Annotated in this window: 20 protein-coding genes; 15 read left to right on the plus strand and 5 right to left on the minus strand. The window is 73.5% G+C overall.

Annotated elements, in window-relative coordinates:
• The first annotated feature begins 370 nt into the window (after positions 1 to 370).
• From infC to B7L92_RS11610, 10 genes are all read left to right on the plus strand, one after another.
• Positions 371 to 1015, plus strand: a complete 645-nt coding sequence (infC, locus tag B7L92_RS11565; protein ID WP_081237342.1) for a translation initiation factor IF-3 — start codon at positions 371 to 373, stop codon at positions 1013 to 1015.
• Between the two features lie 109 nt (positions 1016 to 1124).
• Entirely contained in the window at positions 1125 to 1319 is a 195-nt protein-coding gene (gene rpmI / locus B7L92_RS11570; protein WP_003977225.1) for a 50S ribosomal protein L35, read from the plus strand.
• 98 nt (positions 1320 to 1417) lie between these two features.
• Complete coding sequence (gene rplT / locus B7L92_RS11575; protein WP_004933571.1) at positions 1418 to 1801, plus strand: 50S ribosomal protein L20; 384 nt, start codon at positions 1418 to 1420, stop codon at positions 1799 to 1801.
• A 177-nt stretch (positions 1802 to 1978) separates the two neighbouring features.
• Positions 1979 to 2839 (plus strand): TrmH family RNA methyltransferase, encoded by an 861-nt coding sequence (locus B7L92_RS11580; protein ID WP_081237362.1) that lies wholly within the window; start codon positions 1979 to 1981, stop codon positions 2837 to 2839.
• Positions 2840 to 2931: 92 nt separating this feature from the next.
• Complete coding sequence (locus B7L92_RS11585; protein WP_081237343.1) at positions 2932 to 4077, plus strand: sensor histidine kinase; 1146 nt, start codon at positions 2932 to 2934, stop codon at positions 4075 to 4077.
• A 184-nt stretch (positions 4078 to 4261) separates the two neighbouring features.
• The gene (pheS, locus tag B7L92_RS11590) at positions 4262 to 5383 is read left to right on the plus strand and encodes a phenylalanine--tRNA ligase subunit alpha (RefSeq protein ID WP_050793811.1); all 1122 of its coding nucleotides are present in this window, start codon (positions 4262 to 4264) and stop codon (positions 5381 to 5383) included.
• Positions 5383 to 7950 carry a phenylalanine--tRNA ligase subunit beta gene (gene pheT, locus B7L92_RS11595; RefSeq protein ID WP_081237344.1) on the plus strand — a complete coding sequence of 856 codons (2568 nt, stop codon included), beginning with the start codon at positions 5383 to 5385 and terminating at the stop codon, positions 7948 to 7950. The genes pheS and pheT overlap by 1 nt, the downstream gene beginning before the upstream one ends.
• Before the next feature lie 249 nt (positions 7951 to 8199).
• Complete coding sequence (locus B7L92_RS11600) at positions 8200 to 9384, plus strand: PP2C family protein-serine/threonine phosphatase (RefSeq protein ID WP_255310888.1); 1185 nt, start codon at positions 8200 to 8202, stop codon at positions 9382 to 9384.
• A gap of 261 nt (positions 9385 to 9645) precedes the next feature.
• Entirely contained in the window at positions 9646 to 10986 is a 1341-nt protein-coding gene (locus B7L92_RS11605; RefSeq protein ID WP_081237345.1) for an NsdA family TPR-like regulatory protein, read from the plus strand.
• A gap of 164 nt (positions 10987 to 11150) precedes the next feature.
• Positions 11151 to 11696 carry an NUDIX hydrolase gene (locus B7L92_RS11610; RefSeq protein ID WP_081237346.1) on the plus strand — a complete coding sequence of 182 codons (546 nt, stop codon included), beginning with the start codon at positions 11151 to 11153 and terminating at the stop codon, positions 11694 to 11696.
• Positions 11697 to 11762: 66 nt separating this feature from the next.
• Here the strand turns inward: B7L92_RS11610 and B7L92_RS11615 are convergent, their stop codons facing one another.
• Entirely contained in the window at positions 11763 to 12623 is an 861-nt protein-coding gene (locus B7L92_RS11615) for a 3-hydroxybutyryl-CoA dehydrogenase (protein ID WP_081237347.1), read from the minus strand.
• A gap of 168 nt (positions 12624 to 12791) precedes the next feature.
• Here B7L92_RS11615 and B7L92_RS11620 point away from each other — a divergent pair, with 168 nt between their 5' ends.
• Positions 12792 to 14051, plus strand: a complete 1260-nt coding sequence (locus tag B7L92_RS11620) for a glycoside hydrolase family 10-like protein (protein ID WP_174703952.1) — start codon at positions 12792 to 12794, stop codon at positions 14049 to 14051.
• Position 14052: 1 nt separating this feature from the next.
• Here B7L92_RS11620 and B7L92_RS11625 read toward each other — a convergent pair whose 3' ends face one another.
• A complete protein-coding gene (locus B7L92_RS11625; RefSeq protein ID WP_004990418.1) occupies positions 14053 to 14247 on the minus strand; it encodes a DUF1918 domain-containing protein in 195 nt (64 codons plus the stop codon).
• 89 nt (positions 14248 to 14336) lie between these two features.
• Complete coding sequence (locus B7L92_RS11630) at positions 14337 to 15290, minus strand: DMT family transporter (protein WP_081237349.1); 954 nt, start codon at positions 15288 to 15290, stop codon at positions 14337 to 14339.
• Here B7L92_RS11630 and B7L92_RS11635 point away from each other — a divergent pair.
• The gene (locus tag B7L92_RS11635) at positions 15289 to 16725 is read left to right on the plus strand and encodes an aminotransferase-like domain-containing protein (RefSeq protein ID WP_081237350.1); all 1437 of its coding nucleotides are present in this window, start codon (positions 15289 to 15291) and stop codon (positions 16723 to 16725) included. The genes B7L92_RS11630 and B7L92_RS11635 overlap by 2 nt on opposite strands.
• Positions 16726 to 17025: 300 nt before the next feature.
• Positions 17026 to 17619 (plus strand): histidine phosphatase family protein, encoded by a 594-nt coding sequence (locus B7L92_RS11640; RefSeq protein ID WP_081237351.1) that lies wholly within the window; start codon positions 17026 to 17028, stop codon positions 17617 to 17619.
• On the opposite strand, the gene B7L92_RS11645 is transcribed toward B7L92_RS11640, so the two are convergent.
• On the minus strand, positions 17601 to 18041 hold the full coding sequence (locus B7L92_RS11645) for a DUF6314 family protein (RefSeq protein ID WP_081237352.1): 441 nt from the start codon (positions 18039 to 18041) through the stop codon (positions 17601 to 17603). The two genes, B7L92_RS11640 and B7L92_RS11645, sit on opposite strands and share 19 nt — an antisense overlap.
• Positions 18042 to 18186: 145 nt before the next feature.
• Here B7L92_RS11645 and B7L92_RS11650 point away from each other — a divergent pair, with 145 nt between their 5' ends.
• Positions 18187 to 20676 carry an alpha-L-arabinofuranosidase family protein gene (locus B7L92_RS11650; RefSeq protein WP_081237353.1) on the plus strand — a complete coding sequence of 830 codons (2490 nt, stop codon included), beginning with the start codon at positions 18187 to 18189 and terminating at the stop codon, positions 20674 to 20676.
• Here B7L92_RS11650 and B7L92_RS11655 read toward each other — a convergent pair.
• Positions 20663 to 21574 carry a CHAT domain-containing protein gene (locus B7L92_RS11655; protein WP_368656243.1) on the minus strand — a complete coding sequence of 304 codons (912 nt, stop codon included), beginning with the start codon at positions 21572 to 21574 and terminating at the stop codon, positions 20663 to 20665. The genes B7L92_RS11650 and B7L92_RS11655 overlap by 14 nt on opposite strands.
• Before the next feature lie 105 nt (positions 21575 to 21679).
• On the opposite strand from B7L92_RS11655, the gene argC reads away from it, so the two are divergent.
• Positions 21680 to 22708 carry an N-acetyl-gamma-glutamyl-phosphate reductase gene (gene argC, locus B7L92_RS11665; protein ID WP_081237356.1) on the plus strand — a complete coding sequence of 343 codons (1029 nt, stop codon included), beginning with the start codon at positions 21680 to 21682 and terminating at the stop codon, positions 22706 to 22708.
• Positions 22709 to 22773: the final 65 nt, after the last annotated feature.

Consider the following 22773-nt stretch of genomic DNA (forward strand, 5'->3'; position numbering starts at 1 on the left):
GGTCTCGGGGGAGTCCGGGGCGGAGGTGTCACTCATGCCCCACACGATAGGCGTACCGGGCGTGTCCCCTTGACGGCAGGAGGGGCGGGACGGGCGGTTAGCGCACCTTCTCGGGAGCTGCTAACCTTGTGTAACGACCGGTCGGACCCGTATGCCTCACGGCTCGCGAGCCCGGCCCATAAGTGGAGGCTTTCGAACTCCCACCTGGCCGCCCTCAGGGTGGCGGGTCACCGGTCAGGCGGCGTCGTCCCCGTGACGGCGGCCCGCCCGAAAGCGCGCCCCGCGATCCTCGCGGCGGTGCTCCGGTAGTTCGANNAGACGTTACGCGGCTGTCCGCCAGACCGTCGCGTGGTGCTACCGAGGAGGATCCATCAGCGCCGAGCCCCGCATCAACGACCGGATTCGCGTTCCCGAGGTGCGACTTGTCGGTCCCAGTGGCGAGCAGGTCGGCATCGTGCCGCTCGCGAAGGCACTGGAGCTTGCGCAGGAGTACGACCTGGACCTGGTCGAGGTCGCGGCGAACGCCCGTCCGCCCGTGTGCAAGCTCATGGACTACGGGAAGTTCAAGTACGAGTCGGCCATGAAGGCCCGTGAGGCGCGCAAGAACCAGGCGCACACGGTCATCAAGGAGATGAAGCTCCGGCCGAAGATCGACCCGCACGACTACGACACCAAGAAGGGTCACGTCGTCCGGTTCCTCAAGCAGGGCGACAAGGTCAAGATCACGATCATGTTCCGCGGTCGCGAGCAGTCCCGGCCCGAGCTGGGCTACCGGCTGCTGCAGCGGCTCGCGGAGGACGTCCAGGACCTCGGGTTCGTCGAGTCGAACCCGAAGCAGGACGGCCGCAACATGATCATGGTTCTCGGTCCGCACAAGAAGAAGACCGAGGCGATGGCCGAGGCCCGCCAGGCTCAGGAGGCCCGCAAGGCGTCCGCGAAGGCCAACCCCGGCCGTTCGCAGAACCCCGCGGACACCGACGCCGAGGCGGCCGCCGAGGAGCCTGCCGAGGCGTGACTCCGGGGGCGCGAGCCCCAGGAAGCAACCGAAACAAGTACGACGCTCCACCGTGCCCGGTTTTCGCGACCGGGCACCGGAGCGCCACCGACGAGGAGAGAACGGCGCTATGCCGAAGAACAAGTCGCACAGCGGTGCCAGCAAGCGCTTCAAGATCACCGGCTCCGGCAAGGTGCTCCGCGAGCGCGCCGGCAAGCGCCACCTGCTCGAGCACAAGTCGTCCCGCGTGACGCGTCGCCTCACCGGCAACGCCGAGATGGCCCCGGGCGACGCCGCGAAGATCAAGAAGCTTCTCGGCAAGTGACGCCCCGGCGCGCGAGCGCCGTACGTACGTCAGACCGGGACCCATTCGATTTCGGGCCGTGTGCGCACCACCGCGGCCCCGCTACAAGGAGTTAAGAAGTGGCACGCGTCAAGCGGGCAGTCAACGCCCACAAGAAGCGCCGGGCGATCCTCGAGCAGGCCTCCGGCTACCGCGGTCAGCGTTCGCGCCTGTACCGCAAGGCCAAGGAGCAGGTCACCCACTCGCTGGTCTACAACTACAACGACCGCAAGAAGCGCAAGGGCGACTTCCGTCAGCTGTGGATCCAGCGCATCAACGCCGCTGCCCGCGCCAACGGCATCACGTACAACCGCTTCATCCAGGGTCTGAAGGCCGCGAACGTCGAGGTCGACCGCAAGATCCTGGCCGAGCTGGCCGTCAACGACGCCACCGCCTTCGCCGCGCTCGTCGAGGTCGCGCAGAAGGCGCTGCCGGCGGACGTGAACGCGCCCAAGGCTGCGTGACGCCGGCGCCGGCCTGAGCCGACGCCATCGGACGGACCCGCGGGTATCCACCCGCGGGTCCGTCGCTTGTGCGCCGCGGATGACCGCGGCCGTCCGGCACCGCCGCTGCCGGCCGGGCGCCGCCGCGGCGGAAAGACCTTGTCGCCGCAGATCGACGAGCTACCGAAAGTGACCAGCATGGCCCCTGCCGTCCCCGAGCCGATCTCCTCCCGTTCCCCCCGCGTCCTGGCCGCACGGCGGCTGGCCAAGCGGAACTTCCGGGGGAAGGAGCGGCTGTTCCTCGCCGAGGGGCCGCAGGCCGTGCGGGAGGCCGCCGCGCACCGGGAGGGGCCCGTCCCCACGCTCGTCGAGCTGTTCACCACGCCCGAGGCCGCCGAGCGGTACGCCGACATCGTCGGTGAGGCCCGGGGCGCCGGAGCCCGCGTCCACCTCGCCTCCGAGCAGGTGATCGCCGACATCTCCACCACCGTCACCCCGCAGGGGCTCGTCGGGGTCTGCCGGTTCCTGGACACGCCCTTCGAACAGATCCTCGCCGCCCGGCCCCGGCTCGTCGCCGTCCTCGCCCACGTGCGCGACCCCGGGAACGCCGGCACCGTGCTGCGCTGCGCCGACGCGGCCGGAGCCGAGGCCGTGGTGCTCACCGACGCCTCCGTCGACCCGTACAACCCCAAGGCCGTCCGCGCCTCCGTCGGCTCCCTGTTCCACCTGCCCGTCGCGATCGGCGTCCCCGTCGAGCAGGCCGTGGCCGGACTGAGGGACACGGGCGTGAGGGTGCTCGCCGCCGACGGCGCCGGTGACCGCGACCTCGACGACGAACTGGACAAGGGCACCATGGGCGGGCCGACCGCGTGGGTCTTCGGCAACGAGGCCTGGGGGCTCCCGGAGGAGACCCGCGCGCTCACCGACGCCGTCGTGCGCGTCCCGATCCACGGAAAGGCGGAGAGCCTGAACCTGGCGACCGCCGCCGCCGTATGTCTCTACGCGTCGGCGCGTGCACAGCGCGCCGTCGGAGGGTGCCGCTCCGTCACCGGGAACTAGTAGGGTGACCAGCTCGGGGACCCTCCCCCAAGCTCTCGGCAGGGCTCGAGCACGGGGCGCCCCGAGGAAGGTCCGAGAGGTGGGATACGGGGATGAGCGTCGGCACGAGCAGCGCACCGGGAGCACGGCGGACGGCGCGCCCGCCCGCGTCCCGGCCCGGTGAGCACGCCGAGCTCGGCATCGACCCCGACCAGCTGCCCGACGGACTCGTCGTCGCCGACGAGCACGGGCGGGTGATCTGCTTCAACACGGCGGCCGTGCGCATCACGGCCGTCCCCGCCGAGCGGGCCCTCGGGCAGCGGCTCGAGACGGCCCTGCCGTTAGAGGACCTGGAGGGCCGCCGCTGGTGGCAGCTCACCGACCCCTACGGCGGCCTCGCCATCCGGGTGGGCCAGCCCGAGCGCAACCTGCTACTGCCCGGCGGACGCGAGGTCCTCGTCTCGGCGCGCTACGTCCGCACCCGGCCCACCGGACCGGTCCACCGCGTCGTCGTCACCCTGCGCGACACCGAGGCCCGGCGCCGCACCGAGCGCAGCCACGCCGAGCTGATCGCCACCGTCGCCCACGAACTGCGCTCCCCGCTCACCTCCGTCAAGGGCTTCACCGCCACCCTGCTCGCCAAGTGGGAACGGTTCACCGACGACCAGAAGCGGCTGATGCTGGAGACCGTCGACGCCGACGCCGACCGGGTCACCCGGCTCATCGCCGAGCTGCTCGACATATCGCGCATCGACTCCGGGCGCCTGGAGGTGCGGCGCCAGCCCGTCGACATCGGCGCCGCCGTCGGACGGCACATCCAGGCGTACGTCGCCGCCGGGCAGCCGACCGACCGGTTCCTGCTGCGGGTCCAGCACCCGCTGCCCGACCTGTGGGCCGACCCGGACAAGATCGACCAGGTGCTCGGCAACCTGCTGGAAAATGCGGTGCGCCACGGCGAGGGAAACGTCACCATCGACATCACGCCCTCGGTGTCCCCGCGCGAACGGGACGGCGCCGAGCACGCAGCCACGTCGGTCACCGTGAGCGACGAAGGGCCCGGCATCCCGGAGGAGTCCATGAACCGCGTCTTCACCCGCTTCTGGCGGGGCAGCAAGCGTGGCGGGACGGGCCTGGGGCTGTACATCGTCAAGGGCATCGTCGAGGCCCACGGCGGCACCATCACGGTCGGACGCGCCCCCGAGGGCGGCGCCCAGTTCCGATTTACGCTGCCCGTGGGGGCACCGGCGTATCTCGCCTGAGCGGCCCGCGGGCACATCCGTTCCTCCCCGCCCCGTTAGACTCGACCCTTGGCACCTTTGTGTCCCGAGACGGGTCTCGGACGGATCCCGGGCGAACCTCGCGGACGGCGGAGGATTCGTCGAGGGGCCGGCCACGAGTCGGTGACGGGGACCATCAGCCAGCCAATCGGAAGCACGGGAAGAGATGTCGGCACCCAATAAGTCGTACGACCCTGTCGAGGTCGAGGCGTTGAAACCGGAAGAGATCGAGCGCATGCGGGACGAGGCGCTCGCCGCCTTCGCCGCCGCGGACTCCCTCGACGCGCTCCACGAGGCCAAGGTCGCCCACACCGGCCCCACCTCACCGCTGGCCCTCGCCAACCGCGAGATCGGCGCCCTGCCCCCGCACGCCAAGGCCGACGCCGGCAAGCGCGTGGGCCAGGCGCGCGGTGCCGTGAACAAGGGCCTCGCCGCCCGCCAGGCCGAGCTCGAGGCGGAGCGGGACGCCCGCGTGCTGGTCGAGGAGGCCGTGGACGTCACGCTGCCCCACGACCGCGTGCCGGCCGGCGCCCGCCACCCGCTGACCACCCTGTCGGAGCGCATCGAGGACGTCTTCGTGGCCATGGGCTACGAGGTCGCCGAGGGGCCCGAGGTCGAGGCCGAGTGGTTCAACTTCGACGCCCTCAACATCGGCCCGGACCACCCGGCCCGCGGGGAGCACGACACCTTCTTCGTGCAGGGACCCCGGGGCGGCACCGAGTCCGGTGTCGTGCTGCGCACCCACACCTCGCCCGTGCAGATCCGCTCCCTGCTCGACCGCGAGCTGCCGGTCTACGTGATCTGCCCCGGCCGCGTCTACCGCACCGACGAACTGGACGCCACCCACACCCCGGTGTTCCACCAGGTCGAGCTCCTCGCCGTCGACGAGGGCCTGACCATGGCGGACCTCAAGGGCACGCTGGACCACATGGTGCAGTCGCTGTTCGGCGAGGGCATGAAGACCCGGCTGCGGCCGAACTTCTTCCCCTTCACCGAGCCGAGCGCCGAGATGGACATGCTCTGCTACGTCTGCAAGGGCGAGTCCGTGGGCAACCCCGACCGGCCCTGCCGCACCTGCTCGTCCGAGGGCTGGATCGAGCTCGGCGGCTGCGGCATGGTCAACCCGCGGGTGCTCACCGCCTGCGGCGTCGACCCGGAGAAGTACAGCGGCTTCGCCTTCGGGTTCGGCATCGAGCGGATGCTGATGTTCCGCCACAACGTCGAGGACATGCGAGACATGGTCGAGGGTGACGTCCGGTTCACCCGGCCGTTCGGGATGGAGATCTGATGCGGGTCCCGCTTTCTTGGCTGCGGGAGTACGTCGACCTGCCGGCGACGGAGACCGGCCGGGACGTCCAGGCCAAGCTCATTTCGGCCGGCCTCGAGGTCGAGACCGTCGACCACCTCGGCGCCGACCTCAAGGGCCCCCTCGTGGTGGGCCGGGTCGCCACCATCGAGGAGCTGGAGGGCTTCAAGAAGCCGATCCGCTTCTGCACCGTCGACGTCGGCGAGGCCAACGGCACCGGCGAGCCGCAGGAGATCATCTGCGGTGCCCGCAACTTCGCCGTCGGCGACAAGGTCGTCGTCGCGCTGCCCGGTGCCGTGCTGCCCGGCGACTTCCAGATCGCCGAGCGCAAGACCTACGGCCGGGTGTCGCGCGGCATGATCTGCTCCAGCGACGAGCTGGACATGGGCGACGACGGCTCCAAGGGCATCATCGTGCTGCCGCCGGAGACCGAGGTCGGCAAGGACGCCGTCGAACTGCTCGAACTGGTCGACGAGGTCCTCGACATCGCCGTCACCCCGGACCGCGGCTACTGCCTGTCGATGCGCGGTGTGGCCCGCGAGACCGCCATCGCCTACGGCCTGCCGCTGCGCGACCCGGCGCTGCTCGACGTGCCCGGCCCGAACGCCTTCGGCTACCCGGTGAAGGTCTCCGACCCCGTCGGCTGCGACCGCTTCACCGCCCGCACGGTGACCGGCCTCAGCCCCGAGGCGCGCTCCCCGATCTGGCTGAAGCGCCGGCTGCAGAAGGTCGGCATGCGCCCGATCTCGCTCGCCGTCGACGTCACCAACTACGTGATGATGGAGCTCGGCCAGCCGCTGCACGCCTACGACCGCAACCTGGTCCAGGGCACCATCGGCGTGCGCCGGGCCGAGCCGGGCGAGAAGCTCACCACCCTCGACGGGGTCCAGCGCACGCTCGACCCGGAGGACCTGGTCATCACCGACGAGCGCGGCCCCATCGGCCTCGCCGGCGTCATGGGCGGCGCCAACACGGAGATCGCCGACCACGACGCCACCGAGAACGCGTCGACCGACGTGGTCATCGAGGCCGCGCACTTCGACGCGGTGTCCGTCGCGCGCACCGCCCGCCGCCACAGGCTGTCCTCCGAGGCGTCCCGCCGCTTCGAGCGCGGCGTCGACCCGCAGGCCGCCGCCGCTGCCGCGCAGCGCACCGTCGACCTGCTGGTGCTGCTCGCCGGCGGCACCGCCGAGGCCGGGGTCACCGAGGTCGTCGCCCCGACCGCGCCGCGCACCATCACCATCCCGGCGGACCACCCGGACAGGGTCGCGGGCGTCGCCTACGGCCGGGAGACCGTCGTCCGCCGCCTCCAGGAGGTCGGCTGCGACGTCGTGGGGAACACGGCCGCGTGGAACGCGCCGTCGGGCAGCGGTGTCCGTGAGGCGGGCGGGAAGGACGAGCTGATCGTCACCGTGCCGTCCTGGCGGCCCGACCTCACCGACCCGAACGACCTGGCCGAAGAGGTCATCCGCCTGGAGGGCTACGAGAACCTGCCCTCCACGCTGCCCCGGCCGCCCGCCGGGCGCGGCCTGACCGGGCGGCAGCGGCTGCACCGCCGGATCGGCCGGGCCCTGGCCGGTGCCGGGTACGTCGAGGCGCCGAACTACCCGTTCATCGCCGAGCAGGTCTTCGACCAGCTCGGCCTGGACGCCGACGACCCGGCCCGCCGCGTGGTGAAGCTGACCAACCCGCTCAGCGACGAGGAGCCGGCGCTGCGCACCTCGCTGCTGCCGGGCCTGCTCGGCGCGCTGCGCCGCAACGACGGACGCGGCAGCCACGACCTCGCCCTGTTCGAGACCGGTCTGGTCTTCCTCCCCGGCGAGGAGCGGCGGACCGCCGTCCGGCTGCCCGTGGACCGGCGGCCCACCGACGAGGAGCTCGCCGGGCTGAACGCCGCGCTGCCCGAGCAGCCGCGGCACGTCGCCGTGGTCCTCGCCGGGGCCCGTGAGCAGGCCGGCTGGTGGGGCAAGGGCCGCCCGGCCGACTGGGCCGACGCGGTGGAGGCCGCCCGGACCGTCGCCCGCGAGGCCGGCGCCGAACTCGTGGTCCGCAAGGGCCGGTACGGCCCGTGGCACCCGGGCCGCTGCGCCGAGCTGGTGGTCACCGCCGACGGCACCGAGCAGGTCATCGGCCACGCCGGCGAGCTGCACCCGGGCGTCCTGAAGACCCTGGGCCTGCCCGCGCGCACCTGCGCGATGGAGCTGGACCTGGACGCCCTGGAGCGGGTCGGCGACGACACCCCGCGGGCACCGGGCATCTCCACCTTCCCGGTCGCCACGCAGGACGTCGCGCTGGTCGTCGACGCGTCCGTGCCCGCCTCGGACGTCGAGACCGCGCTGCGCGAGGGCGCCGGTGAACTGCTGGAGTCCATCCGCCTGTTCGACGTGTACGAGAACGCCGAGCAGCTGGGCGAGGGCCGCAAGTCGCTGGCGTACGCGCTGCGGTTCCGCGCGGGCGACCGGACCCTGACCGTCGACGAGGCGTCGGCGGCCCGGGAGTCGGCGGTCGCCCTCGCCGGCGAGCGCACCGGGGCCGTCCTGAGGGGCTAGCCACCGGGGCGACCGCGCCGACCTGGGGCACGCGCGTGCCTCAGGCCGGCGCGGTCCCTCGCGCCCCTTCTGACGGCGCACGCCCCTCACGCCCCCGTACCGCCGGTCACCTCACTCGTTCGGGTGACAATTCCGGGCGATACGTCCGGATAGGGGCATGCGGTCGACAGAATCGGACCGGCCTTTCCGGGCCGGTCCGCGCTGTCAGGGCCTATATGGCTGTCAGGGCCTATATGGGGGGCCATCGGCATGATCCGCTTCAAGGCTGGGACTCCCCGCTGGGTGCCGCCCCGGCCCGCCTCGGGCGCTCCCGCCCCTTTCCGCCTTCCGCTCGGGTCCCGCACGGACGGCCGCCGTGCCGCCGTCCGGCCGGGCGGCCGGCGCCGGGTGCGCGACCTCGCCCTGCCCGTGGCCCTGGGGGCCACCGCGGTGGCCTACCGGCTGACCTGCCCGCTCGCCCGGGACGACGCCCTCTGCGCGCGTCTCGTCAGCAGCGCCGTGCTGTGTGCGGTCTGCACCGGGCTGGTGCTGCACGTCCGGCACAGCATGCTGCGCGAACTGCGGCAGGTCCGCCGGGTCGCCGAGGCCGCGCAGGGCGCGCTGCTGCGGACGCCGCCCCCGCACGTCGACGGACTGGCCGTCGCCGCCGTCCAGGTGTCGGCCGACCGGGGGGCCCGGATCGGCGGCGATCTGTACGAGGTGGTCGCCACCGAGCACGGCGTACGGGCCGTCATCGGCGACGTCCGCGGGCACGGGCTCGGCGCCGTCGGGACCGCCGCCGCCGTCCTCGGCAGCTTCCGCGAGGCCGTGCACGACGAGGCCGAACTGGCCGGGGTGCTGCGCCGGTTGGAGCGGGCGGTGGCCCGGCACCTGCGGGAGCGGGCCGGGGACGAGCACGCTCCCGCGGGCACCGCGGACGCCCCGGTCTGCGAGGAGTTCGTCACCGTACTGGTGCTGGAGATCCTCCCGGACGGGGAGGTGCGGGCCCTGAACTGCGGGCATCCCTGGCCGTATCTGCTGAGCGGCGCCCGTGCCGATCCGCTCGCCCGCGCCGATCCGCTCCCACCCCTCGGCCCGTTCCCGTTGCCCTCCGAACTCCCCGTCGTTGCCTGCGGACGCCTGCTGCCCGGCGACGCACTCGTCCTGCACACGGACGGAGCCGAGGAGGCACGGGACGCCGACGGCCGGTTCTTCCCCCTGCGCGAGGTCCTCACCGACGCCGCGGGCGAGCACCCGGTCGCCCCCCGGGCCGTGCTGCGCACGGTCCTCGGGGCGCTGCTGCGCCACACGGTCGGCCCGCCCGAGGACGACGTGGCCCTGCTGATCATCGGGAACGAGCGTCCGCCCCGGCGTGCCCCCGCGGGGGTGCCGGGATCCGCGCGCCCGGCCGCGGCGGACCTGCCCCCGACCGACCAGCTGCAGTTCCCGGCGTGAGGGGGGAGCCGACGGGGCCGTGCGCCGTCCGCCCCGCCACGGAGTGTCGGGCAGGCAGCCGGGCGGACGGCGCGGGAACGGGCCGCCGCACTGTACGAGGGGGAGCCGACGGCCCGGCCGGCCTCTTTCGAGACAAGCCAGTCAACCGGCCGGGAACTCTCCGCGACAGCGCGCACACGCCGCGGATTCGGGCACTTCGTTCACACCCCGTGTGAACGGAGCGCCACTACCCTGACGGCACCGATCCACCGGGGGGGCCGCATGCAGCCCAACACCCTGCTCGACGCGATCCTGGACGAGGCCGGGATCTCGCACACGGGCCTGGCCGCGCACGTCAACCGGGCCGGACGGGTGCGCGGTCTGTCGCTGCGGTACGAACACACGGCCGTCGCCCGGTGGTTGAAGGGGCAGCGGCCCCGGGGCCAGGTGCCCGACCTGATCTGCGAGGTGCTCGCCGCCCGGCTGCACCGCCCGGTCACCCTCGACGACATCGGCCTCGGCGTGCCCGGCGGGCCGTCCGTCCCGCACACCGGCTCGCTGTCCGGGTTCGTCGAGCGCGCCACCGCCCTGTGGCGCTCCGACCAGCAGCAGCGCCCGCACCTCCTCGGCGCGCCCGCGGTCACCGGCACGCCCGCCGTGATGCCCGTGTGGGAGTGGGAGAACCCGCCCGAGGACGCGGACGTCTCCCGCGGCGGCCGACACCCGGTCACACCGGGCGACCTCGCCATGCTGCGCGCCGCCCGCACCCACTACGAGCAGATGTACCGCAAGGTCGGCGGCATCGCGACGCGCGCCCGGATCGTCGGCTTCCTCAACGCCGAGGCCGCCCCGCTGCTGCGCGGCGGATACACCGACGCCACCGGCCGGCGACTGCACCGGGCCACCGGCGGACTGGTGGCGGTCGCCGGTATCTGCGCGTACGACTCCGACGCGCACGGCCTGGCCCAGCGCTACTTCCACCAGGCGCTGAGGCTCGCGAAGGCCAGCGGGGACCGGGGCCTGGGCGCGTATGCGACAGCGCTGCTGGTCAACCAGTCGCTGTACATGCGGGAGTACCGGCAGGCCGTCGCGTTCGCGGAGGCGGCACTGCGCGCGGCCGGCCGGCACACCACCCCGGCGCTCGCCTCCGACCTGTACGCGATGCAGGCCAAGGCCTACGCGCACCTCGGCGACGGTGCGAACGCGCTGGCCTGCATCCGGCGGGCCGAGCAGGCGGCCGAGCGCATCCGGCGCGGGTGCGAACCCGACGAGACCGGTTACGTCCAGCCCGGCCTGGTCAACGTCCAGGTGGCGGAGGCGCTGCTGAGCCTCGGCGAGCTGGCGGCGGCCGGCGAGCACGCCGCGGCGGCCGTGGACACCCCGGCGCACGACCGGGGCCGGGTGCACCGGCTGGCCATGCTGAGCACCGTCGAACTGCGTCAGGGCAACGCCGACCGCGCGGTGGCCATCGCGGTGCGGATGGCCGAGCAGGCCCGCGGCATGGAGTCGCAGCGGCTGCGCGACCGACTGCGGGCGGTGCGCGAGCACCTCGTGCGCAGCGGCTGCGCCGGCACGGCCGAGGCGGCCGAACTCATCGACGGGGCGCTGCGCGTACCGCTGTAGCACCGCTGTGGGACAGGGGCGGTTCAGGGGCGGTTCAGGGGCACCGTGTCCGGCGTGCGCCTCCTCCGCGCCTTCCGCTGCGCCGTGGGCGGCCTCCCGTGCGCCTGCTGCCGGATCATTCCTGCTGCGATATTGCCCCTTACCCGTCGGAAGGTGGCAGGACCGTGCAGTGGACGAAGCAGAACGAGCGGACCGTCTATGCGAACCGCTGGTTCCAGGTGAATCTCGCGGATGTCGAACTGCCGGACGGCCGGCATCTCGACCACTTCCTCATACGGTTGCGGCCCGTCGCCGTGGCCACGGTGGTGAACGGGGCCGACGAGGTCCTCCTGCTCCGGCGCCACCGTTTCATCACCGACAGCTGGGGGTGGGAACTCGCGGCGGGCGTGGTCGAGGACGGCGAGGACGCCGTCGGGGCGGCCGCCAGGGAACTGGAGGAGGAGACCGGCTGGCGGCCGGGCCCCCTGCGCCACCTCATGAGCACGGAGCCGTCCAACGGCCTCACCGACGCCCGGCACCACGTCTACTGGGCCGACGAGGGCGAGTACGTCGGCCACCCCGTGGACGACTTCGAGTCGGACCGCCGGGAGTGGGTGCCCCTCGAACTGGTCCCCGACCTGATCGCCCGCGGCGAGGTCCCGGCCGCCACCATGGCGGCCGCGTTACTCCTGCTGCACCGTCTCCGGCTCGGGCAGGACACCCTGCCCTGACGCCCGCGCGGCGCGCGAACGCCGCGGACCCGGCACCTCCTCGGTGCCGGGCCCGCGGTCGGGGTGTCAGCCGTACGTGTAGAAGCCCGAGCCCGTCTTGCGGCCCAGTCGGCCCGCGTCGACCATGCGCTGGAGCAGCGGGGGAGCGGCGTACAGCGGCTCCTTGTACTCCTCGTACATCGAGTGGGCGACCGAGGCCACCGTGTCCAGGCCGATCAGGTCGGACAGCTTCAGCGGGCCCATCGGGTGGGCGCAGCCCATCTCCATGCCGTTGTCGATGTCCTCCCGGCTGGCGATGCCCGACTCGAACATCCGGATCGCCGAGAGCAGGTACGGGATCAGCAGCGCGTTGACCACGAAGCCGGAGCGGTCCTGGGCGCGGATCGCGTGCTTGCCCAGCACCTTCTCGGTGAACACCTGGGCACGGCTCAGCGTGCCTTCGGAGGTGGTGAGCGCCGGGATCAGCTCCACCAGCTTCTGCACCGGCGCCGGGTTGAAGAAGTGGATGCCGATCACGTGGTCGGGCCGCGAGGTGGCGACCGCCAGCTTCACCAGCGGGATGGAGGAGGTGTTGGAGGCGAGCACCGCGTCCGGACGGGTCACCACCTGGTCCAGCACCTGGAAGATCTCCGTCTTGACCTGCTCGTTCTCGACGACGGCCTCGATCACCAGGTCACGGTCGGCGAACTCGCCGAGGTCCGTGGTGAAGCTCAGCCGCGCCTGGGTGTCCTGGAGCTCCTCCGCGGTGATCTTGCCGCGCTCGGCCGCCTTGGACAGGGAGTTGAACAGCCGGGTACGGCCTATCTCCAGGGCTTCGCCGGTGGTCTCGGCGACCTTGACCTCCAGTCCGGCCCGGGCGCACACCTCGGCGATCCCCGCACCCATCTGACCGCAGCCCACCACTCCGACGCGTTCGATGTCGGTCACATCGTTCCCTTCGCTCCTGCTTACGGCTGTGGCAGGTCCGCCGGGTCCCGGTGCCTGCTCCGTCCGTGCACGTTACTCCGAAGTATCGATGATCGATCGCCGGGGTGGGGCATTCTGAGCGCGAGGCGGGCGGCGGCCGGGCGGTCCGACGGGCTCCAGGGGTGCGCGATGGGACGTGTGTCACGCAGGGTGTTCGCGGCGGCGCTGACGGCACTGGCGACGATGCCGCAGGCGTCGGCCGCGCCGGGGCGGCACGGCTCCGGAGCACCGGGCGGCCCGGGACGGGGCGGCGCCGAGGCGGCCGGCGAGATGCGGGGCGTGTGGCTGGCCACCGTGGCCAACCGGGACTGGCCCTCCCGGCCGGGGCTGAGCGCCGCGCAGCAGCGCGCCGAGCTGACCGCCCACCTCGACGCGGCCGTCCGTGCCCGGCTCAACACCGTGATCCTCCAGGTGCGGCCCACGGCCGACGCCCTGTGGCCCTCGCCGTACGAACCGTGGTCGCAGTACCTCACGGGCACCCAGGGCCGGCACCCCGGCTGGGACCCACTGGGCACGGCCGTGACCGAGGCCCACGCCCGCGGTCTGGAGCTGCACGCCTGGTTCAACCCGTACCGCGTCGCCCTCCACGCCGACCCGGCCCGGCTGGCCGCCTCCCACCCGGCCCGCGAGAACCCCGACTGGGTCGTCCCGTACGGCGGCAAGCTGTACTACGACCCGGGGCTGCCCGAGGTCCGCGCCTTCGTGCGGGAGGCCATGCTCGACGCGGTGCGCCGATACCCCGTGGACGCGGTCCACTTCGACGACTACTTCTACCCGTACCCGGTGCCCGGCCAGACCTTCGACGACGACCGCTCCTACGACGCCCACGGCGGCGCCTTCCCGGACCGGGCCGCGTGGCGGCGGGACAACGTCGACCGGCTGGTGCGCGAGACGGCGGCCGGGATCAAGGAGGTCCGGCCCGGCACCCGCTTCGGCATCAGCCCCTTCGGGGTGTGGCGCAACGCGGACGCGGACGCCCTCGGCTCGCGCACCCGGGCGGGCGTGCAGACGTACGACGACCTGCACGCGGACACCCGCCGGTGGGCCCGGGAGAACTGGATCGACTACATCTGCCCGCAGCTGTACTGGCACATCGGCTTCGCCGCCGCCGACTACGCCGCGCTGCTCCCCTGGTGGGCCGAGGTCGTACGGGGATCGGGTACGCAGCTCTACCTGGGAGAGGCGCTGTACAAGGCGGGCGACCCGGCGCAGCCCGCGGCCTGGCAGGACCCGGCCGAGCTGTCCCGGCACCTCGCCCTGGCCGGGAAGTACGCATCGGCACGCGGGCACGTCTTCTTCGCCGCCCGTGAGCTGGCCGCCGACCCGGTCGGGGCGATGGCGCGGGTGGTCGCCGACCACTACCGGCAGCCGGCGAACCCCCCGCGCTGACCTACCGCTGGTGGGCCTTGTGCCGGATCTCGGAGTCGGGGCCGGGTGAGCACACGGCCTCGTGCCCGTCCTCGAAGCGGACCCGGTAGGGCGGATTGCCCTCCTGCCCCATCACTTCGACGATCTCGGCGACCTTGTCGTGCTGACCGACCACCCTGCCGTGCTGGACAAGCTGGTCACCCACGGTTGCGTGCATCGGGGCCTCCTCACAGATGCGGGAGCAGCGGTCCGTGGCCTCGAGTCTACGGCGGGGCGCGCCGCCCGGCAGCGGGCCGTACGCACTCCTCAGGCGCGCGTCCGTTGCGTGACGGCGATGCACACGAGCACCGCCGCGGCCGTCAGCGGGGCGGCCGGCGTCAGGCGCTCGTTCAGCAGCAGCACCGACCACACCAGTGTGAGCAGCGGCTGGGCCAGCTGCAACTGGCTGGCCTTGGGGATGCCGATCGCCGCCATGCCCCGGTACCAGACGACCAGCCCGAGGAACTGCGAACCCGCGGCCACCCACAGCAACCCGGCCACGCTGTGCGCGGTCAGCCGCACCGGCTCGAGGGCCAGCGCGATCGCGGCGGCGGGCACGGTGAGCGGCAGGCACAGCACCAGGGCCCAGCCGATCACCTGCCAGCCCGGCATCACCCGGGCCAGCCGGCCGCCCTCGGTGTACCCGGCCGCGCACACCAGCAGCGCCGCGAAGAGGTACAGGTCGGCCGTGGTCGGCGCGCCGCCGCTCTGCCGGACGGTGAACACCGCGACGGCGGCGGCTCCGGTCAGGGCCGCGGCCCAGAAGGTGCGCGAGGGGCGGGAGCCGACGCGCAGGGCGGACAGCAGCGCCGTGGTCAGCGGAAGGAGCCCCACCACGACGGCCGCGTGCGCGGTGGTCGAGGTCTGCAGTGCCAGGGTGGTCAGCATCGGGAAGCCGAGGACCACCCCGGCACCGACCACCGCGAGCCCGGGCCAGTGCCGGCGGTCGGGCGGCGGAACCCGCCCCCACGCCCGGCCCGGCGCGCGCGGGGGCGCCCCCACGGCGAGCAGACAGCCGCCCGCGATCAGTGCCGCGAGCACGCTGCGCACGGCCACCAGCGACCAGGGGCCGAAGCCCTCCAGGCCCCAGGCGGTGGCCGGGAAGGTGAGGGAGAAGGCGAGGACGCCGAGGGCGGCCTGGAGGGTGCCGAGGCCGGCGCGGTCCCGGTGGGCGGCGACCGCTACCGGGGTCACGGGAGTAGCGCTACTCTGTGCTCTCATGCATGAGCGTAGCAGCGTCGATGAACTGGCGGATCGGCTGCGGAATGAGCTCGACCGCTACTCTCCCGGTGAGAAGCTCCCGTCCAGTCGGGCCCTGGTGGAGCGGTTCCGGGTGAGCCCCGTGACCGTTTCCCGGGCGCTGGCGCAGCTCGCCGCCGAGGGCCTGGTCGTCACCCGGCCCGGCGCCGGCGCCTTCCGCGCCCGGCCCCGGGTCCCGGCCGCTCCGGCCGGGGACACCTCCTGGCAGGAGGTCGCCCTCAGCGCGGACGGCGCCGCCGACCTCGTGCCGCGCTCGGTGGACGCCTCCGGGGTGCTGGTCTCGCTCGCCGCGCCGCCGCCCGGGGTGATCGAGTTCAGTGGCGGTTATCTGCACCCCTGTCTGCAGCCGGAGCGGGCGATGGCGGCGGCGCTGTCCCGGGCCGGGCGCAGGCCGGGTGCCTGGGGGAGACCGCCCGTGGAAGGGCTGCCGGAGCTGCGCGAGTGGTTCGCGCGCAGTGTCGGGGGACCGGTGACGGCGGCGGGGGTGCTGGTCACCTCGGGCGGGCAGTCCGCGCTGACCACCGCCCTGCGCGCGCTCGCGCCGCCCGGCGCGCCCGTCCTCGTCGAGTCGCCCACCTACCCGGGCATGCTGGCCATCGCCCGCGCGGCAGGACTGCGCCCGGTGCCCGTCCCGGTGGACGCGGACGGCGTACGGCCCGCGCTGCTCGCGGACGCGTTCCGGGCGAGCGGCGCCCGGGTCTTCGTCTGCCAGCCGCTGTTCCAGAACCCCACCGGCGCCGTGCTCGCGCCCGACCGGCGCGGCGAGGTGCTGGGCATCGCCCGCGCGGCGGGCGCCTTCGTGATCGAGGACGACTTCGTCCGGCGGCTGGTGCACGAGGACGCGGGGCCGCTGCCGCGACCGCTCGCCGCCGAGGACCCCGACGGGGTCGTGGTGCACGTCTGCTCGCTGACCAAGGCGACCTCGCCCAGCTTCCGGGTGAGCGCCCTCGTCGCGCACGGCCCGGTGCTGGAGCGGCTGCGGGCCATCCAGGTCGTCGACACCTTCTTCGTGCCCCGCCCGCTCCAGGAGGCCGCGCTGGAACTCGTCGGCTCGCCCGCCTGGCCGCGCCATCTGCGCGCGCTCTCGGCCGAGTTGCGGGTCCGCCGGGACGCCATGGCCGCCGCGCTCCGTCTCCACCTGCCGGAACTCGCCCTGCCGCACGTCCCCTCCGGCGGCTACCACCTGTGGCTGCGGCTGCCCGACGGCACGGCCGAGTCCGCCCTGACGGCCGCCGCCCTGCGCGCCGGCGTCGCCCTCACCCCCGGCCGCCCGTACTTCAGCGCCGAACCCCCGGCCGGGCACCTCAGGCTGAGCTTCGCGGCGGTGGCGGGCGCCGGGGAGATCGCGGAAGGGGTGCGGCGCCTGCGGAGCGCCTGCGACGAGGTGCCGGGATGACCGCTCGACACCGTCCCGCACGGTGTCCCGCACGGTCCGAGGACCGCGGGGCAGCCGCCGGCCCCGGCCGGACCGACGCCGCGCGGGTGCGTCGGTGGCCGTCCGCCGGGGCGTACCGGGCCCCGGGCGTCCCGGGAAAGGCGGGACCCGGCGATCGCGGGCCCGCCCGTCCTCGGGCGACCGCGCGGCCGGCCCGCGGCACGGGCGACTTGTCCGGCGGATCCCGACTCGGGTGAACCCTGAGTAACGTTCGGGGCGGCACCTCTTGACCCGGATACTTCCGCGCCCGACCATCGCCGCATGGCACTTCGGGTCACGTTCGTCGCCGCCGCGGGGAGCTCCTCGGTGCTCGCCGAACGCTTCGAGGACGACCGGCCGCTGGACCGGGCCGGCTGGGACGAGGTGCAGCGGGCCGCCCCCGATCTGCTGCCGCTCGCCGCGGCCGATCTGCGCTACTGCTCGCCGGCCCCGCGCAGCCGTGCCACCGGGGAGGGCCTCGGTTACGCCCCGCTGGTCCAGCTCGCCCTGCGCGACTGCGACATGGGCCGCTGGCGCGGGATGACCCTGGGTGAGGCGATGGCCCGGGAGCCGGAGGCGGTGGACGCCTGGCTCGCCGACCCGCGGGCCACACCGCACGGCGGGGAGTCGCTGCTGGACTTCATCAGGCGCCTCGGCGGCTGGCTCGACACCCGGCCCCTGGAGGACGGCTGCGGGGTGGTGGCCGTGGCCGAGCCGTCCGTCATCCGCGCGGCCCTGGTGTACGTGCTGAAGGCGCCGCCGGCGACGTACTGGAGCATCGACGTCCGCTCGTTGTCGACGATCGGCGTGGCCGGCCGGCCGGGCCGCTGGAGCCTGTGCCTCGACGGGGTGTCCGCTCAGCCCCTGCGCGCGTAGTCGGTGGTCAGCTCCAGGTCCTTGGCCGGACCGCGCACCCGCCAGACCGTCCGCCAGTGGTCCTCGTCGTGGACGGTGAACTCGCCCCGGTAGAGGTCGGCCGAGCACGGGTGGTCGGCGACGTGCCGGCCCGTCGAGAGGTCCAGGTCGTGGAACGGGCGGCCGTCCGCGAACCGTACGTGCGCCGTGCCGCCCGGCCCCGGCAGGAAGCGCAGCGTCCGCTCGGCGGGCCGGGCGACGCCCCGCCAGGTGAAGGTGCCGGACTCCCGGTGCAGCAGGCCGCCGCCCTCCAGCGGGCCGAAAACGGTCACCCCCTCGAAGCGGCCGAGGTCGCCGCTCGCCAGGTCGCGCACGGTCCGCTCCACCCGCCAGCGGCCGCGCAGATGGGCCAGTACGTCGGGCACCGGCCAGAACTCGCCCATCGGGTCCCTTCCCGCACGCTCTCCGCCGCCGCACGCCCCATTGACGTGCTCCTGTCTCCTCCCTATCTTGCCGTTCGAAGTGCTGGTCAACGATCGACATATCGAACAACTCCAGAGTCCCCCCGCCCAGAGCCGCGGAGTATCCATGTCACGCACCGCACGAAGCCGCGCCCGCCTCCGACTCGGTCTCACCGCCACCGCCCTGCTGACGGCCGCCGCCCTCGTCCCGGTCCCCGCGCACGCCGAGGACGTCACCGACTACACGCTCACCGTCGACCCGGACGCCCGGGGCGCGACGATCGGCGACACGATGTACGGCGTCTTCTTCGAGGACATCAACCGGGCCGCCGACGGCGGTCTGTACGCCGAGCTCGTGCAGAACCGGTCCTTCGAGTACTCCACCGCCGACCACGGCTCCTACACGCCCCTGACCTCCTGGACGGCCGCCGGCACGGCCGAGGTGCTGAACGACGCTGGCCGACTGGGCGAGCGCAACCGCAACTACCTCTCCCTGGGCGCGGGTTCCTCCGTCACGAACGCCGGCTACAACACCGGCATCCGTGTGGAGAAGGGCAAGCGGTACGACTTCTCCGTGTGGGCGCGCGCCGAGGGCGGCACCACCCTCACCGTCGGCCTGAAGGACGCCGCCGGTCAGTTGGCGAGCACCCGGCAGGTGGCCGTCGAGGGCGGCTGGACCAAGTACAGGGCCACGTTCACCGCGTCCCGCACCAGCAACCGCGGCCGGCTGACCGTCGCCTCCTCCGCCGCCGCGGCCCTCGACATGGTGTCGCTGTTCCCGCGCGACACCTACCGGAACCAGCCGAACGGCCTGCGCAAGGACCTCGCCGAGAAGATAGCCGCCCTGAAACCGGGCTTCGTCCGCTTCCCCGGCGGCTGCCTGGTCAACACCGGTTCCATGGAGGACTACAGCGAGGCCTCCGGCTGGCAGCGCAAGCGCTCCTACCAGTGGAAGGACACCGTCGGACCGGTCGAGGAACGCGCGACCAACGCGAACTTCTGGGGCTACAACCAGAGTTACGGTCTCGGCTACTACGAGTACTTCCGCTTCGCCGAGGACGTCGGTGCCATGTCGCTGCCCGTCGTCCCGGCGCTGGTGACCGGCTGCGGCCAGAACCGGGCCACCGACGACGAGGCGCTGCTGGAGCGCCACATCCAGGACACCCTCGACCTCATCGAGTTCGCCAACGGCCCGGCGACCTCCACCTGGGGCAAGGTGCGCGCCGAGATGGGCCATCCCAAGCCCTTCGGCCTCACCCACATCGGCGTCGGCAACGAGGAGAACCTGCCCAGGGAGTTCTTCGCCCGCTTCCAGAGGTTCCGGGCCGCCATCGAGGCGAAGCACCCCGACATCACCGTGATCTCCAACTCCGGACCGGACGACTCCGGCACGACCTTCGAGACCGCCTGGCAGCTCAACCGCGAGGGCGGGGTCGACATGGTCGACGAGCACTACTACAACAGCCCGCAGTGGTTCCTGCAGAACAACGACCGCTACGACGCCTACGACCGCGAAGGCCCCAAGGTCTTCCTCGGCGAGTACGCCTCCCAGGGCAACGCCTGGAAGAACGGTCTCGCCGAAGCCGCCTTCATGACCGGCCTGGAGCGCAACGCGGACCTCGTCGAGCTCGCCTCGTACGCGCCGCTGCTCGCCAACGAGGACTACGTCCAGTGGTCGCCGGACATGATCTGGTTCAACAACCACGCGTCCTGGGGGTCGGCCAACTACGAGGTGCAGAAGCTCTTCATGAACAACGTCGGCGACCGGGTGGTCCCGTCGACGGCGAGCACGACCCCGGACGTCAGCGGCCCGATCACGGGTGCCGTCGGCCTCTCGACCTGGGCGACCAGCGCCGCGTACGACGACGTGAAGGTCACCGCCGCCGACGGGTCGACGCTGCTGAGCGACGACTTCTCCGGCGGCGCCGCGCAGTGGGAGCACGTCGGCGGCGGCAGCTGGAGCGTCCAGGACGGCCGGTACGTCCAGACCGACGAGGCCGCCGAGAACACCATGGTCACGGCCGGCGACCCGGCCTGGCACGACTACGACCTGCACGTGAAGGCCACCAAGAAGTCCGGCAAGGAGGGCTTCCTCATCGCCTTCGGCGTCCAGGACACCGGGAACCACTACTGGTGGAACCTGGGCGGCTGGAACAACACCCGATCCGCCGTCGAGCAGGCCGTGGACGGCGGCAAGTCGACGCTGATCTCCAAGGCAGGATCGATCGAGACGGGCCGCTCCTACGACATCGACATCAAGGTGCGCGGCCGCCAGGTCACCCTCTACCTCGACGGCCGGGAGTGGGGCGGCTTCACCGACGACAAGCCGGCCGAGCCGTTCCGCCAGGTGGTCACCGAGGACGCCCGGACCGGCGAGCTGATCGTCAAGGTCGTCAACGCCCAGCCGGCCGAGGCCCGCACGGCGATCGACCTCGGCGGCGCGAAGGTCGCCCCCACGGCCCGCGTGACCACGCTGGCCGCCGACGCGGACGCGGTGAACACGGAGACGGACACCCCGGTCACCCCGGTGACGTCCACCTTCCGGGGCGTCTCGGACGAGTTCACGTACACGTTCCCGGCGCACTCGGTGACGTTCCTGAGGATCAAGCAGCGGTAGCGGACCCGGCCCCGCGGGCCGCCGCCGCACCGGCAGCGGCGGCCCGCGTCCGGCGGCGAACCGCGGACACGGTCACGCGCCGACGTGCACGAAGGCGGCCCACTGGACGGGCGAGGCAGGGGCGAACCGCAGCGGGTCGAGCAGGGCCACCGCTTCGCAGCAGGCCCCGACCACACCGACCGGGATCCGGGGGCGACCGTGCTCCAGCCACCGGGTGAACCGGTCGTGTTCGGCGCCGTTCGACGAGGCCCTGAGCCCCCCGCTGAGCCACGAGCGCCGCGGCCGTGCCCGCCTCGGGAGCTGTCCGCCACCGGTCGTGGAAGTCGGTCCTCAGCAGCAGCGTGGTGGCGTCGGGCACCTCCCCCAGCGAGGCGACGACGGCCGCGGCACCGGCCTGGAGCGGACCGGTGGGCGACCCGGCCACCTCGTCGGGCGAGGCGGTGCCGGACGGCCCGCTGTCGCCGGCGGAGAGCACCACCGGACGCGCCCCGATGCGCATCCGCAGCAGCGAGCTCAGCGTGAGCACCTGCCCGTGCGCCGGCACCGGACCACCGCGCGGGGGCATCAGCGGATCGGCGACACCGTGGCAGGCGAGGTGCGGGACGTCGGCGGAGGGCGCCGGCCGCGCGACCTCGGCGGCACCGGCGTCCGCGCCCACCCGCTCGGTGCCGGGCGCGGCGAGGGCGGCCGCGGCCATCCGGGCCTCCTCGGCCGCGTACGGCAGCGGGTCCTCCCGACCACACCGGGGCGCCGGCCGCCGGCACGGTCCCGGCGGCCGGTGCCCGGCTGCCCGCCGCCCGTCGGCGTGATCCGCTCCCGCCCGGAGGTCCGGCGCCGTCGGCACGCCGCCCAGGTCGAGCGGGTGCCCGGGGGCCGGCTCGCCGGAGAGAGCGCTCACCCGGCGGCCTGAGCGCCCGGCCGCATGGCCCGGGCCCCTCTCACCCCATCGCGTTGCATAAACCTGCAACGAAACGTATAGTCATGCCATCGAGAAGGAGGGTCCATGACAGTACGTGCGGCGGTTGCCGGAGCGAGCGGGTACGCGGGCGGGGAACTGCTGCGCCTGCTGCTCGGGCATCCCGAGGTCGAGATCGGTGCGCTCACCGGGAACTCCAACGCCGGGCAGCGGCTCGGCGCGCTCCAGCCGCATCTGCTCCCGCTCGCCGACCGGCTGCTGGAGCCGACGACGGCCGAGATCCTCGCCGGGCACGAGGTCGTCTTCCTCGCGCTGCCGCACGGCCAGTCCGCCGCCGTCGCCGAGCGGCTCGGCCCGGACGTGCTCGTGATCGACGTGGGCGCGGACTTCCGGCTGAGGGACGCGTCCGACTGGGAGCGGTTCTACGGCTCCCCGCACGCCGGTACCTGGCCGTACGGCCTGCCCGAACTGCCGGGTGGCCGCGCCGCGCTGGAGGGGTCCAAGCGCGTCGCGGTGCCCGGTTGCTACCCGACCGCCGTCTCGCTGGCCCTCTTCCCGGCGTACGCGGCGGGGCTCGCCGAGGCCGAGGCCGTGATCGTCGCCGCGTCCGGGACGTCCGGTGCCGGCAAGGCGCCCAAGCCGCACCTCCTGGGCTCCGAGGTGATGGGCTCCATGTCGCCGTACGGCGTGGGGGGCGGGCACCGGCACACCCCCGAGATGATCCAGAACCTCTCCGCGGTGGCGGGGGAGCGGGTCTCCGTCTCCTTCACCCCCACCCTCGCGCCGATGCCCCGCGGCATCCTCGCCACGTGCAGCGCGAAGGCCGGACCCGGTGTCACCGCCGAATCCGTCCGAGCCGCCTACGAGAAGGCCTTCGCCGACGAGCCCTTCGTCCACCTGCTCCCCGAGGGGCAGTGGCCCGCCACCGCCTCCGTGTACGGCTCCAACGCCGTGCAGGTACAGGTCGCGTACGACGCCGCGGCGGGCCGGATCATCGCCATCAGCGCCCTCGACAACCTGACCAAGGGCACCGCGGGCGGTGCCGTCCAGAGCATGAACATCGCCCTGGGGCTCGACGAGACCACCGGGCTGACGACGATCGGGGTCGCGCCGTGAGCGACGCGTGCGCAGCCCTCGGGCCGCAGACGAGCACGACGCCCGCACCCCTGCGCCCCCCGGGC

The organism is Streptomyces viridosporus, from assembly GCF_002078235.1.
In the GTDB taxonomy this organism is placed as follows: domain Bacteria; phylum Actinomycetota; class Actinomycetes; order Streptomycetales; family Streptomycetaceae; genus Streptomyces; species Streptomyces viridosporus.